This is a genomic window from Paenibacillus lutrae, assembly GCF_009757775.1.
Classification (GTDB): domain Bacteria; phylum Bacillota; class Bacilli; order Paenibacillales; family NBRC-103111; genus Paenibacillus_F; species Paenibacillus_F lutrae.
Window position 1 is genome coordinate 26,419 of record NZ_RHLK01000014.1, and the last position, 13,732, is coordinate 40,150.

Below are 13,732 nucleotides of genomic sequence, written 5' to 3' on the forward strand. Positions count from 1 at the left end.
AAAACTCCGTAAGAGGCCCGGTGAATTCATCGGCCGGCCATCCGGGCAGTTCAGATCATCCGGAAAATCCGGGTGCTTCGAACACCCCAGGCAGTCCTCCCGGCAGTGCGGGCCGCCCGGGCTTAGGACACGGGGGCATGAGGGGCAAAGGCCCGGTCGTGAAACCCAAAAATTTTAAAGCGGCGCTGCTCAGGCTCTGGGCGTACTTCGGCCAAGAACGCAAGCTGCTGACGCTGATCATGCTCTTTATCCTGGCAGGCTCCGGATTGACGCTGGTCGGACCCTACCTGATCGGGTCTGCGGTAGATGCCATGTCCGGTTCAGGCGGGAAGGTAGACTTCGACCTGCTTGAGATCCTGGTCATCGTGCTGGCTGCCGCTTATGCGGCCGATGCCGTACTTACCTTCCTCCAGGGCTGGCTCATGGCCGGGGTGTCGCAGCGGATTGTGATGCGTCTGCGCGGAGCGCTTTTTGATAAACTGCAGAAGCTCCCGGTTTCGTATTTCGATACCCGGCCCCATGGGGAAGTGATGAGCAGGCTGTCCAATGATATTGATAATGTCAGCAGCACAATCTCGCAGTCGACGACTCAATTAATGAGCGGGGTCATTACGATAATCGGTTCTCTTGTGATGATGCTCGTGCTGAGTCCGGTGCTGACGCTTGCGAGTCTGATTACGGTGCCGATCTTGTATGTGCTGACGCGTACCATTACGAAGAAAACCAGCGTGCTGTTCAGACAGCAGCAGGTCGAGCTCGGGAAACTGAACGGGCATATCGAAGAAACGATTTCCGGCTTGCAGGTGGTTAAGGCGTTCAACCATGAGGAGAAAGCGATTGCCGAGTTTGAGGAAGTGAATGAGAAGCTGCGCGAGGTTGGGCTGAAGGCGCAGATCCGCTCGGGTTTTCTGATGCCTTTACTTAACGTCATTAACAACATCGGGTTTGTTGCAGTGGCACTCGTAGGCGGGCTGCTGGCAGTCCGCGGGGAAATCGGGGTTGGAGTCATAGCCAGTTTTCTCAGTTATTCCCGTCAGTTCGTGCGGCCGTTGAATGATTTGGCTAATATTTTCAACATTCTGCAGTCTGGTGTAGCCGGAGCCGAACGTGTCTTTGAAGTGCTTGATGAGCGTGAGGAGCAGGCAGACCAGGCGGGCGCCGTGGAACTGAACAATTCGAAGGGGCATGTGGTTTTTGAAAATGTCAGCTTCGGCTACCGTCCGGACGTTCCGATCCTGCGGAATATCAGCTTCGATTCGGCGCCAGGAAGCAGCACCGCGCTTGTGGGACCGACCGGAGCCGGTAAAACGACGATCGTCAACCTGCTGACCAGGTTCTACGATGTGACCGGAGGCCGTATCCTGATTGACGGCCGTGATATCAGGGAATATACCCGCGACAGTCTGCGCAGGACTTTCGGGATTGTCCTGCAGGATACGTACTTGTTCTCCGGGACGATCAAGGAGAACATCAAGTACGGCAGACCCGGGGCCTCTGATGCGGAAGTGGAAGCGGCTGCGGCTATGGCCAACGCAGATGTATTCATTAATCGGCTGCCTGCCAAGTACGAGACCATGCTGGCTGAGAACGGCGGTAACCTGAGTCAGGGTCAGAGGCAGCTGCTGGCAATAACGCGTGCCATTCTGGCCAAGCCGTCGATCCTCATCCTCGATGAGGCGACCAGCAGCATCGATACCCGCACCGAGCTTCACATCCAGGATGCGCTGCTTAAGCTGATGGATGGGCGCACGAGCTTTGTGATCGCGCACCGGCTGAATACGATCCGGGATGCGGACACCATCATGGTGATCGACAAAGGCCAAATCGTAGAGAAGGGTGCGCATGAACCGCTCATACAGGAGCAGGGGACGTATTACCGGATGTTTTATAACCAGTTCAAGAATGTGGATATGGCCGCGGAATAGGAACATGAAAACACGCACGCTATAAAAGCTCTTTCCGCTATGATGCGGGAGGAGCTTTTATTGCGTATAAAACTTGCTGCCGAATGCAATGATTCAGCACCGGCATCGCGGGCACCCATTGATGAAGTTGGGTTAAGGTGACGCCACATGCTATAATATGCCGAAGAACGCACGTTCGCTGCACTAGAGCCGCGCTGTGTGCGATAATCGAAATCCGGCAGGTGAGGGTATGTCTGATCTTATTAAAATCTCAGTAAGAGCTTTAGTGGAATATGCCTATCGCAGCGGCAGTATCGAAACGGGCTTCCGGACCGCGACCGCGCTGACGGAAGGAACGAAGGCTCACCAGAAAGTGCAGCAGACTTACGGGGAGCAGGACCAGAAGGAAGTTTTTCTGCAAATGGAAATTCCCTATGGTGAAATGGTATTTGTTCTGGAGGGCAGATGTGACGGGCTGCTTTTTGACGGCAATGAGATCACCATAGACGAAATTAAATCATCGGGTGGTGACCCTCATCTGATTGAGGAGAACCGGTATCCCGTCCACTGGGCGCAGGCATACTGCTATGCTTACATGTATGCCAAGCAGGAGGGACTCGGTCAGATTCGTGTCCAGTTATCCTATGTGCAGGTCGGAACCGATGAGAAGCAGCAGTATGTCCGGGTCTTGTCTCTTGAAGAACTGGAAGCCGCGGTGCTGGAAGCTGTCAGGCGTTATGCGCCGTATGCGGACATGCAGCTTCGCAACCGCCGAAATAGAGACCTCAGCATTAAGGAGCTGGCGTTTCCTTATAAGGCCTACCGGGAAGGCCAGCGTAAGTTCGCCGGCGCGGTTTATCAGACCATTGCCGAGGAACGGAAGTTATTTGCCAACGCACCGACAGGAACAGGCAAGACGATCTCGACGCTGTTTCCTTCCGTCAAGGCGATCGGTGAAGGGCTTCTGCAGCGGATCTTCTACCTGACGGCCAAGACGCTGACAAGAACGGCCGCTGAGGATGCTTTCGCTCTTATGAACGCCAAGGGGCTTCAGATGAAAGTCGTCACCCTGACGGCCAAGGACAAGATCTGCTTCCGCGAGGAAGGACTGTGCAGCCAAGAATCGTGTGAGTTTGCCGAGGGGTATTACGATCGGGTCAACGGGGCTATTCTGGATATGCTGCAGCATGAAACGCAGATGAACCGTACCGTAATTGAGACCTATGCCCGCAAGCACAAGGTGTGTCCGTTTGAATTCTCGCTGGATGCAGCTTACGCGGCCGATGCCGTTATTTGCGATTATAATTATATTTTTGATCCGAAGGTGTTTCTGAAGAGAATGCCGGAGGAGCTCAAAAAGCAGACGGTGCTGCTGATTGATGAAGCGCACAATCTGGTCGACCGGGGCCGTGAGATGTTCTCGGCCGAGCTTACCAAAGCTCCGTTCCTGCAGCTGCGCAGAGAGTTCAAGGAACGGAGCCCGGGTGTGGCCGGCGCGGCGAAGGCGGTGAACGACTACTTCATCGCCTTCCGCAAAGCCCGCGGCGAGCAGCGCAGCGCCGTGCTGAAGGAGCTGCCGGAGGAGCTTCTGCCGCTGCTGGAAGCTTTTGTCCAGCATGCGGAAAGAGAGCTCGCCGCGCCTTCAGGCGTCGGAGACTCCGAGCTTCTGCTGGACATGTTCTTCACCGCACAGCGGTTTCTGCGCACAGCCAAGTATTATGACGACAAGTTCGTCACCTTGGCGGAGCTGCAGAAGAACGACGTGCGGCTCAAGCTGATGTGCCTGGATCCTTCGCTTCTGCTGGCCCATATGGGCAGAGGCTTCCGCTCACACATTTACTTCTCCGCCACGCTTTCTCCATTCTCGTATTATATGGATATGCTGGGAGGCGGTGAAGACGATTATACCATCGCGATTCCGTGGCCGTTCCGGCAGGAGCAGCTCGACGTCTGGATCGAGCCGCTGTCTACCCGCTACAAGGATCGTGAGAAGTCCCTGGAACCGATCGTCGGGATGCTGAACAGGCTGCTTCGCGACAAACCAGGTAATTACCTGGTCTTCTTTCCCTCCTACGACTACATGAGGGAGGTGGCGGCGCTGTTCAGCAGTCCTTATGCCGAAGCTGTCCGGCATGAAGAAAGCAGCGTCCGGCCAGAAGCGTCGCCGCCGGATAAACCGCCCGATGCGACCTGGGATCGGGACATAGCTCCGAATGTAACGGAGCCCTCCGGCGCGTCTCTTCCGCAACTGGAGGAAGAGAAGGAACCGGGCTCAGGGGACCCGCTTCAGAAGCAGTGCCGGAGCCAGATCCTCCGGCTTGCCCCGGATATGGACATGCTCGTTCAGGAGCCGTTTATGTCCGAAGAGATGAGAGAGAGCTTCCTGTCTGCTTTTCAGGAAGACTCTCCCCGCACCTTGATCGGGTTCGCCGTAATGGGCGGGATTTTCTCCGAAGGCATTGATCTTCGGGGAGAACGCTTAACGGGCGTGGTGGTGGTTGGAGTCGGTCTGCCTCAGATCGGACCGGAGCGGGATAGGATCAAGGAGCATTTTGACCTCGAAGGCCGCAGCGGTTTTGATTATGCATACGTGTTCCCGGGAATGAACAAGGTGATGCAGGCAGGCGGGCGGCTGATCCGGACGGAGAACGACTACGGTACGCTCGTGCTGGTGGATGACCGCTTCTTACAGAAACGGTATCAGGCGCTTCTACCCCCGGAATGGCGGCACTTTACCGTTCATTATTAGGAGCAGGTGTTGTCAAATTAAATTAAGCAGCCTCTGGAGCAGCACCTGTTTGTCTGTCCGGCCTCATTCCTGCTCGAATTTTTGCTGATGAATCCGCTTCATTTTCTTGTAATCTTCATCGGTTTTAGCGATTTCCCATTTTGCTTTGAAGATCGCGGCGGCTTCAGCCTTCACTTCATCGTTCTGATAAGGCAGAATTGAGCCGTCCTTCTTCGAATATTTGCGCCCGCCCTTGTGATTGGCATAGCGTCTTGCGCGCGTATAGCCCATCTGCAGAAACTTTCTGGCCATATCCATGCCGATAAAGTCGCCTTTTTTCTTATAAGTAAGAAATAGCTCATAAATCTTGCTGGATGACTCCTCGGCAATTGCGGGTGTTTTGAAGCGCCAGTGGGGCAGAATTTCATCTTTATAGGGCTGCACAAGCAGTACTCCCTGCTCACCGCGTCCTACCGTATAAATTTCGGGGTGTTTGCGCAGATCCAGATGCTCATAGTCGAGCGAGTAATCAAATTTTTTAGCCATAGTGCTGCTCCTTTATGAAGAATGTCTATAAATGATTACCCGGACGGGCTGAGACTGTGACATACCGTGTGCACCTTTTGTGCATTTTGTTTAGAAAAAAGCACGGGAATTTGCATTGCGGGATTACAAGAGGCGGAGGAGGATTGGTCCTGGAATCGGGATTTAGGTGTGGGTATAGGGAAGGACCTTTAAACGCAAAAAAAAGATCGTCTCAGGGATTTCCCTCAGACGATCCTTTTCTTCATCTATACGTTACGCTCTTTTGCTTCCCATAGAACGAAGGATCAGGCTCACGATGAATACGAGCACGATACCGCCGATCAAGGCCGGGAAGAAATAGAAACCGCCAACTTCGGGACCCCAGCTGCCAAGCAGCAGGCCGCCAAGCCAAGCACCCAGGAAACCAGCGATAATGTTACCGATAATGCCGCCTGGGATATCTTTCCCGATAATCATTCCAGCTAACCAACCGATGATACCACCGATAATTAAAGACCATAAGAAACTCATTCTAACTACCTCCTATTGTTCCGATGTTTTTTTGTTGTAACTCGTGGTTGTTTAGTATTAACCTCGATCTCGCTACTTTAATCAGGCTGGAGAAAGTTACTACAAAAAGATTGGTGCGCGGAAACCTTCTACAGCAGGATTTTACATTGTATTATATGAAAGCATTTTTATTTCCAAAAAAATGCACCTGAAAATAGGAAAATAACTTGCCTTTCACTTTTGGCTATGATAAGATGAAGTCAATCGAGTATATGTCAACCTGGATTCACTTATTATAAAGGGTTAACATTTGTGCGATGGAGCCTTTTATAATATGTGAATTTTTATTTGCTTTAAGAATAAAGAGAACATGTTAAATTTAATTTTTGGAGGTAACACACATGCAAACAGGTACAGTTAAATGGTTCAACGCTGAGAAAGGCTTTGGCTTTATCGAAGTTGAAGGCGGCAACGATGTATTCGTACACTTCTCCGCAATCCAAGGCGAAGGCTTCAAATCCCTTGACGAAGGACAACGCGTTGAGTTCAACGTTGTTCAAGGCAACCGTGGACCACAAGCTGAGAACGTTGTAAAACTGTAATTAGCTAAGAGGAGCTGTTCACAACATTATGTTGTGAACAGCTTCTTTGTTTTATCCGAGGAAATTTACGGCTTCCTACGAGGGCAGCCTGGATTGACTTATACAAAACCCTCCATCCTAAACAGGATGGAGGGTTTTAATGTTTCGTGCCGCATAGAACTTTCTCCTAAGGCTCCGGTGTGAACGTGTACGTGTAACTGTCTAATTCCTGGCTGGAAGAGACTTTATCTATTTTCTTCTTGTCATTCGGATTCAATACTACGTTATCGTATGTCTTTTCATGAATTTTCCGGCCTTCCTTATTCAGGGTAGTTACCAGCAGCTTGCCTCGGAACGTGTAGGAATCGCTGTAGTTTCCTGCATAAATTACAATATCGGCGGATGTGTCGTCCCAGAAAGCAAATGTACCCGCAGCGAGCTTGTTATTCTCCTCGAAAGGTCTTCCTTTCCGGTTGGCATCGTTAGCCCTCTCGTAGTAGTGAAGATCCATCTGAGCGATTGTCTTCCGCTCTTGATCATGGATCTCATAAGAAATAACCGCGATTGGAATTGTCGTAATGATGTACAAAAGAAGAGCGGCACCGCCCCCGCTGCGAAGAATCGTCCTTTGGTCATAACCTCCGATGTAGAGGGAAATGAAAGCCAGCAGGATCAGACCGAGTGTAATCAGATGCCACTTGGATGCGAACATATCCAGCGCTAAATTCATTACGCTTTTCTCCCCTTCAGGTTGGATGGTTGGCCATGCTCATCTGTGTCAGGTACATACTTCCGCACGAGCCAGATAAGCAGGAATGGGAGCCATATCGTAAACGGAAGCAGAAGAGCGGCCCCTACCGCATTTTCATAAAAAAGCGACCCGACGCCTTCATCTGTCTGCGGCATCATAGCCCCGGTCATGACCCAGCCGATGAAAGCGATTAAGCAGTATCGCAGGGCGAGCATGAATCTCAGCCGCTCCGCGAGAAGGAAGTAGACGGCGCCTGCCGCAAGCAGGAAAAGAAGGGAGATGCCCATATTCTCCGGATGGATACTGCCTTCGATCGCCATTAGAACGAGCAGGGGCAGAGAGCTGAACAGGAGGCCGAAAATGAAGAAGGAAGAGAGCTTCCAGCTGTCGCGGCTCTGCTTGCCGTAAGGCCTCGACCGGTGAGAGGTGGTTCTGCGCAGTCCGCCGGAAGCCGAGACGGGGGCGATAAATTTGCCGCCGGAGGCCGTGCCCCGCCTGGTTTTTGCGGCTGCGGCCTGTTCACGCGGTGCATCCAGTCCTAATCTTTCCCGGCGCTTCTGGTCGAGCTCTTTCATAACAGAATCGAGCCTTTTACTGAAGCCTCTCTCCTCCACACTGAAGGGTCTGGCATCTTCCTCCTGATCAAAGGCAAGGAGCTGTTCTTCCTCGGTTCTTTCGGCCAATAGGAGGTCGGTTGCCCAGACGGGCATTTTTAACTTGCCGAAGTATTTCAGCCATCTTTTCATCTCAATCAGATCGTGGAAAGGAATTTGCAAGACTCTAGTTTGAGCGGCCTCCCGGTACCGGATGAAAAGCATGGGAAGGAGATGAAAGGTGGGCAGTTGCTTCTTCCGGCGCACATTCGGCTCATAGGCATAATGGCTGGGCGCCATATAATAGCCCACATATACACGGTTAATCTCTTTCATAGAGATGGAACCTTCACGTCTGGTCTTTTCCTCATAATAAGCAAAGCGGATTTCATTCTCATACAGCTTGTATTCACTCAAATGGTTGTTTTTCCAGACGGCTGATTTCAGCGTTCGGAACGAGAATCGGACTAACCACAGACCCGGCAGAATTAGAAGCAAAGAAAGGAAGGACAAGACCGTTCTGGAGGTAAACGCCCAGTATACGGGGCCGGCCGCGACAGCGGTTCCTGCGAGCAGAAGAATGACCATACATTCAAAGGTAAGAATCCAGAAAAAAGGATTCATTTTTCGATCGCTTCGTTCTTGCAGGAGCTTGTAATTTGATAACGCATCATCCAATGGGAAATTCCTCCTTGTCGGCATCTCGTTATGTAAAAATTGTATTACGGACGATATATGCTGCGGTTTCATCCCCTTTTGTATAAGGATAAGTCCTGAATTGCATACCCATAAGGAGGGAAAATGAAACAATATTTTAAAGGGGCGACGGCTGATTGACAAAACGTGAAGCGGCAGATAAACTAACTTATATAACAAGGTAGTTACCGTTGGCAACGAAGGGAAGAGAGGTTGTTCTTTTTTTATATAACTAGATTGTAATGCAATATAGTTAGTGAAATATGGTGAAGAGTGGTGAATGGTTTGTCGACGTATACGCAAATGCTCAAAGGTATCCTGGAAGGATGCATTCTGATGATTATTTCGCAGGATGAAGTGTACGGATATGAGTTATCCAAAAAACTGCAGGATAGCGGGTTTGATTTTGTGAGCGAGGGGAGCATTTATCCGCTGCTCCTGCGTATGCAGAAGGAACAATGGATTGAAGGCTATATGAAATCGGATTCGAAGTCCGGCGGCCCTCCGCGTAAGTATTACAAGCTAACTGGCCCGGGAGAAGAAGTGCTAATGCAGTTCAGGAACAATTGGAGCCGGATGAAACTAAGCGTGGATGACATACTGACAGGGGGAACGCAAGCATGAGCGCACCAATGAATATTCGGGAAATGATTGCACATAATACAAAACTTCAGAAACAGTTGAATACGAAGAATAAAAAATATTACGGAGATATGATTGTCTACATCCGTTCGAGCGGGATAGATGACAGACGCGGAGAGGAACTGCTGCTTGAGCTGCTGCTTCATCTGATCCAAGCGCAGAAGGAAGGGCGGTCCGCTCAGGATGTATTCGGCAGCGACCCTTCCGGCTATTGCCGTGAACTGGTCTCTCAGCTGCCGCGTCCGAAGATGGTTGACCGGTTGTCCATGCTGGTGATGATCCCGTGGATCGCCGTCACCTGGCTGTTCCTGGCCGAAGGCCTGATGGGCCTCTTGCTGCTCGTAACCAGTACGCCTGACGGATACTCGAATCAGATGAGCTTAGCTTTCCTGCTGGGCTTAGCTTTGACCTCGCTCCTTCTGGTTAAACTGGTTATGCTCCTTATGAATAGAACAGCTTTTACTGAACATAATCGTAAATTCTACGTATTGTTTCTTCTCCTTTATATCGTTAGTATTGCTGCTGTTGTCGCAGCCGGATTCTTCCTGAAATCATACCTGCCTGTCTTCTCCGTTTCTCCTTGGGCAGCTTTTGTAATTTTTGCAGTTGGCTACGCCGGACAGAAATATTGGCTCCGGTCCGGAGCGAAATAGACGAAATAGATAAGGAAAGATCTTGTTAAATCCGCTTTCTGCTGCAAGGACCGAGTAAGCTGCCGATTAAATAGTGAAATATTGGTGGAAAATCCGTTGACAGCAAGTTGAAGCCGTTCTATGATAAGAACAAGTTAATAAAATGTGGCGGAGAACAGGAGAGTCACATAAATTGCGGGTCGGGAGACTGTGCAATTTATGTGATTTTTCTTTTATCCGCCGGGGCGCGTCACAACACCGCCTGGGAAAGGAGTTATATGATGAAAGCAAGTAAACCAATCATTATTGCACACCGCGGAGCCAAGGGGCTGGCACCCGAGAATAAGCTGGGGGCCTTCAGACTGGGGCTCGAGCAGGGATGCGAGGCCATCGAGCTTGATATACACTTGTCGGCTGACGGTGAGCTGATCGTCATCCACGATGCGACACTCGACCGGACAACGGACGGTCAAGGAGAAATCTTGGCGAAGTCCCTAGCCGAAATTAAGGCAGTGGATGCCGGATCCTGGTATAGCGAAGCCTACAAAGGGGAGACGGTTCCGACACTTGGCGAAGTCTTTGATCTTGTACCTGAATCTGTCATGATTAATGTAGAGTTGAAAGTAGATGGCGCTATCGAGCAGAAGCTGGTAGATTTCGTGCGTGAGCGCGGCTGCTTCGGGCAAGTCGTGGTGTCCTGCTTCGATCACAAGTGCCTGCGGAGAATCAAACAAATGGAGCCGCAAATCCGAATCGGCCTGCTGTATGGCAACAAGATGTGGGATCCGGTTGGTTACGCGCGCTCGTTCGATGTAGACGTATATTCTCTTCATCCATATCACCAGATAATCGAGGCGGAAGATGTTGAGAAAGCTATCGAGCACGGCCTTCAAGTCTATCCCTATACGGCCAACACCGAAGAAGAGCTGCACAAACTCATGGCTATACATGTCTCGGGTATCATAACGAATTACCCTGCCAGACTGAAAGAATTGCTCGATAGGAATGTAAACCTATGAGCCTGATATTCTTACAAAAGCTGTGCATGGCGATGCTGCTCGGTGCAGCAATCGGGATTGACCGCCAGCTCAAGCACAAACCGCTCGGTCTCAAAACAAGTATGGTTATCTCCGTTGCCAGCTGTCTGATTACGATTGTATCCATAGAATCCGTTCACAGGTATGCAGTGCCGGGGCTTACCACAATGGACCCGATGCGTCTGGCCGCACAAATTATTAGCGGCGTCGGTTTTATCGGAGCCGGTGTCATTCTGCGCCGGAGCAATGAAATTATATCGGGCCTCACCACGGCAGCGATGGTCTGGGCGGCGTCCGCGCTCGGGATTGCGGCAGGTGCTGGTTTCTACAAAGAAGCCTCGACGGCTGTGTTCCTTATTATTATGGCGATTAATATCGTCCCGCTGTTCTTCAAATGGTTCGGGCCCAAGAAACTCAGTGAACGGAATTTGTCGATTCTGATCATCGTAGCCTCGGATAGTGACTTGTCTTATGTCATTGACGAGATGCAGCAGGAATTTATCAAAGTGAAGCATATTAAAATCAAGGATTTAAAAGATGAAATGAAACAAATTCAGCTGGTTGTGGCTGCACCGGAAAGGCACCGGACGACCGTCGTCTATTCGAAAATCAAAAAAATAAAAGATGTAATTGCGGTGGAAGTGGAAACAATCAGCACGTAATCAAAAGAGTAAGGGGGCTGCGGTTCATGCCATTTAACAACCAGAAGGTCCTGCCTGCGGTCCGCAAGATCAAGGATTTGGAGAAACTGTTGTTCTCTCCGTTTGAGTACATCGTACTGCTCGATTGTCACATCGGTATGCTCAAAAGTCTGGTCGATCTTGCGAAGTCACACGGAAAGAAGCCCCTGCTGCATGTTGATCTCGTGGAGGGGCTCAAGAATGACGAGTACGCAACGGAGTATCTGTGCCAGCACATTAAGCCGACGGGCTTGATCTCCACGCGTGCCAGCGTCATTCTGAAAACAAAGGAAAACGGGCTTCTGGCTATACAGCGGCTGTTCCTTCTGGATTCGAGCGCACTCCGTAAAAGCTATGCGCTGCTGAAACGCACGAAGCCGGACTACATTGAAGTATTGCCAGGCGTCATGCCGCATATTATCCGGGAGGTCGGGGAGAACACGAGTATCCCCGTGGTGGCTGGCGGACTGATCCGTACCGTGGACGATGTCGAGAACGCTCTGGCGGCCGGTGCGACGGCTGTAACCACATCGGATATGAATTTATGGAAGCATTTTAACGCATAATGATATAAATTGGCATTACGGCTTCCAACAAGATGCAGACTATGGTAAACTGATTGTAACAAGTTCATACATTTGGTTGGAGATCAGGAGAAACCACAACAGCCGTTACGTCCTATTTGGGCGCGACCGGCGTGTTTGTGGTTTTTTTTGCTATCTCAGAGGGGAGCACAACATGGAAACGAAATTTTCGGGGGATACAAGAAAAGAGCTGCTGTATAGAATGGAGGATCCGGTCTATGATCTGCTCGTGATCGGCGGAGGGATTACCGGAGCGGGTATTGCACTGGATGCACAGTCCCGCGGTCTGAAGACAGCGCTAGTCGATATGCAGGATTTTGCACAGGGAACATCAAGCCGTTCTACAAAGCTGGTCCATGGCGGACTGCGTTATTTGAAACAATTGGAGTTCAAGGTTGTGGCAGAGGTTGGTAAAGAGCGTGCCATCGTATATGAGAACGGTCCTCACGTAACAACACCGGAATGGATGCTGCTGCCGTTCTATCAAGGAGGAACCTTCGGTTCGTTCTCCACTTCGATCGGCCTGCGCGTCTATGATTTTCTGGCAGGTGTTAAGAAAAGCGAGCGCCGCACAATGTTCAGCCCTGCGGAGACTCTGGCGAAAGAACCGCTTCTCAAAGAGAAGAATCTTAAAGGCGGCGGATACTATGTAGAATACCGCACCGACGATGCGCGTCTGACGATTGAAGTCATGAAGAAAGCCATCTCCTTCGGCGTTCATGCGGTTAACCACGCGAAGGTGGAAAGCCTCGTCTATGACAATGGACGGATCGTCGGCGTACAAGTCGTGGACCAGCTGACAGGCGAGACGCACCAGATCCGCGCGAAGAGAATCGTCAATGCTGCCGGCCCTTGGGTCGATACGCTTCGTGAGAAGGACGGCTCCAAGCAAGGGAAGACGCTCCGTCTGACCAAAGGTGTCCACCTTGTGTTCGACAGCTCGCGTTTCCCGCTGCGCCAAGCGATTTACTTCGATACACCGGACGGACGGATGGTGTTCGCGATTCCCAGAGACGGCAAAACCTACATCGGTACGACGGACACGAACTACAAGGAAGACATCGCCCGCCCGGTTATGACGTCGGAGGATCGTACTTACATTGTCCGTGCGGCGAACGAAATGTTCCCCAGCCTCAAGCTGACGGAGCAGGACGTGGAATCGAGCTGGGCCGGCTTGCGTCCGCTTATTCACCAGGAAGGTAAAGATCCTTCCGAGATTTCGAGAAAAGACGAAATTTTCGTTTCCAACACCGGCTTTATCTCCATCGCAGGCGGTAAATTGACGGGCTACCGTAAAATGGCGGAGACGGTTGTGAATCTGGTAGTATCACAGCTTCAAGCGGACGGCGGCGTCAACGTATCCGGCTGTCAGACCAAGACCATGACAATCTCCGGCGGGGATGTAGGCGGATCCGCGCGCTTCCCGGCTTTCCTGGAGTCCAAAGTAGCCGAAGGCAAGAAGCTGGGCCTGTCGGCCGATGAGGCCGAGGTACTTGCACACCGTTACGGCTCTAACATTGATGCTGTCTACAAGCTGATCAAGAGCCACAAGGCAGAAGCAGAAGCTAACAAAATGCCGGTTTCCCTGTTTGCCGCACTCGTATATTCGATTGAGCAGGAAATGACAGTGAAGCCGTCTGACTTCTTCGTACGCCGTACAGGCGCCGTTTTCTTCAACATCGACTGGGTTAGAACATGGAAAGAAGCGGTTATCACCTACATGGCTGCACGTTTCAAATGGTCTGAAGACAAGCGTCAAGCCTACACGCAAGAACTGGAACGCGATCTTCACGATGCGGTCGTGCCGATCGACGAGAAGGTTCCGGCAGGCGCCCGCTAAGAACAGGATACACACAAAGAGGCTCTTCC

General features: G+C 51.1%; 13 protein-coding genes. 9 read left to right on the forward strand and 4 right to left on the reverse strand.

What is annotated here, in order from left to right:
• The first annotated feature begins 137 nt into the window (after positions 1 to 137).
• Both EDM21_RS19250 and EDM21_RS19255 read left to right on the forward strand, forming a co-directional pair.
• Positions 138 to 1,925: an ABC transporter ATP-binding protein gene (locus tag EDM21_RS19250; protein ID WP_235918281.1), complete on the forward strand. Its 1,788-nt coding sequence runs from the start codon at positions 138 to 140 to the stop codon at positions 1,923 to 1,925.
• A 229-nt stretch (positions 1,926 to 2,154) separates the two neighbouring features.
• Positions 2,155 to 4,653, forward strand: coding sequence for an ATP-dependent DNA helicase (locus EDM21_RS19255; protein ID WP_157338078.1), 2,499 nt, complete (start codon positions 2,155 to 2,157; stop codon positions 4,651 to 4,653).
• 63 nt (positions 4,654 to 4,716) lie between these two features.
• Here EDM21_RS19255 and EDM21_RS19260 read toward each other — a convergent pair whose 3' ends face one another.
• Positions 4,717 to 5,178 (reverse strand): DUF4385 domain-containing protein, encoded by a 462-nt coding sequence (locus EDM21_RS19260; protein ID WP_157338079.1) that lies wholly within the window; start codon positions 5,176 to 5,178, stop codon positions 4,717 to 4,719.
• Between the two features lie 252 nt (positions 5,179 to 5,430).
• The gene (locus EDM21_RS19265; protein WP_068776658.1) at positions 5,431 to 5,688 is read right to left on the reverse strand and encodes a GlsB/YeaQ/YmgE family stress response membrane protein; all 258 of its coding nucleotides are present in this window, start codon (positions 5,686 to 5,688) and stop codon (positions 5,431 to 5,433) included.
• Positions 5,689 to 6,068: 380 nt separating this feature from the next.
• Between EDM21_RS19265 and EDM21_RS19270 the strand changes: the two genes are divergently transcribed.
• Positions 6,069 to 6,269 (forward strand): cold-shock protein, encoded by a 201-nt coding sequence (locus EDM21_RS19270; protein ID WP_016423690.1) that lies wholly within the window; start codon positions 6,069 to 6,071, stop codon positions 6,267 to 6,269.
• A gap of 166 nt (positions 6,270 to 6,435) precedes the next feature.
• Here the strand turns inward: EDM21_RS19270 and EDM21_RS19275 are convergent, their stop codons facing one another.
• Together EDM21_RS19275 and EDM21_RS19280 are read right to left on the reverse strand one after the other, a co-directional pair.
• The gene (locus EDM21_RS19275; protein WP_157338080.1) at positions 6,436 to 6,978 is read right to left on the reverse strand and encodes a hypothetical protein; all 543 of its coding nucleotides are present in this window, start codon (positions 6,976 to 6,978) and stop codon (positions 6,436 to 6,438) included.
• Positions 6,978 to 8,270: a hypothetical protein gene (locus EDM21_RS19280; protein ID WP_157338081.1), complete on the reverse strand. Its 1,293-nt coding sequence runs from the start codon at positions 8,268 to 8,270 to the stop codon at positions 6,978 to 6,980. Before EDM21_RS19280 ends, EDM21_RS19275 begins: the two co-directional genes overlap by 1 nt.
• Before the next feature lie 321 nt (positions 8,271 to 8,591).
• Here EDM21_RS19280 and EDM21_RS19285 point away from each other — a divergent pair, with 321 nt between their 5' ends.
• The 6 genes from EDM21_RS19285 to EDM21_RS19310 all read left to right on the forward strand — a co-directional run bounded on the left by EDM21_RS19285 (position 8,592) and on the right by EDM21_RS19310 (position 13,703).
• Entirely contained in the window at positions 8,592 to 8,912 is a 321-nt protein-coding gene (locus EDM21_RS19285; protein ID WP_157338147.1) for a PadR family transcriptional regulator, read from the forward strand.
• A complete protein-coding gene (locus EDM21_RS19290; RefSeq protein WP_235918276.1) occupies positions 8,909 to 9,583 on the forward strand; it encodes a DUF1129 family protein in 675 nt (224 codons plus the stop codon). Before EDM21_RS19285 ends, EDM21_RS19290 begins: the two co-directional genes overlap by 4 nt.
• Before the next feature lie 260 nt (positions 9,584 to 9,843).
• On the forward strand, positions 9,844 to 10,581 hold the full coding sequence (locus EDM21_RS19295) for a glycerophosphodiester phosphodiesterase (protein WP_157338149.1): 738 nt from the start codon (positions 9,844 to 9,846) through the stop codon (positions 10,579 to 10,581).
• The gene (locus EDM21_RS19300) at positions 10,578 to 11,261 is read left to right on the forward strand and encodes an MgtC/SapB family protein (protein ID WP_157338082.1); all 684 of its coding nucleotides are present in this window, start codon (positions 10,578 to 10,580) and stop codon (positions 11,259 to 11,261) included. Before EDM21_RS19295 ends, EDM21_RS19300 begins: the two co-directional genes overlap by 4 nt.
• 26 nt (positions 11,262 to 11,287) lie before the next feature.
• Positions 11,288 to 11,845: a glycerol-3-phosphate responsive antiterminator gene (locus EDM21_RS19305; protein ID WP_157338083.1), complete on the forward strand. Its 558-nt coding sequence runs from the start codon at positions 11,288 to 11,290 to the stop codon at positions 11,843 to 11,845.
• 172 nt (positions 11,846 to 12,017) lie between these two features.
• Positions 12,018 to 13,703, forward strand: a complete 1,686-nt coding sequence (locus EDM21_RS19310; protein WP_157338084.1) for a glycerol-3-phosphate dehydrogenase/oxidase — start codon at positions 12,018 to 12,020, stop codon at positions 13,701 to 13,703.
• Positions 13,704 to 13,732: the final 29 nt, after the last annotated feature.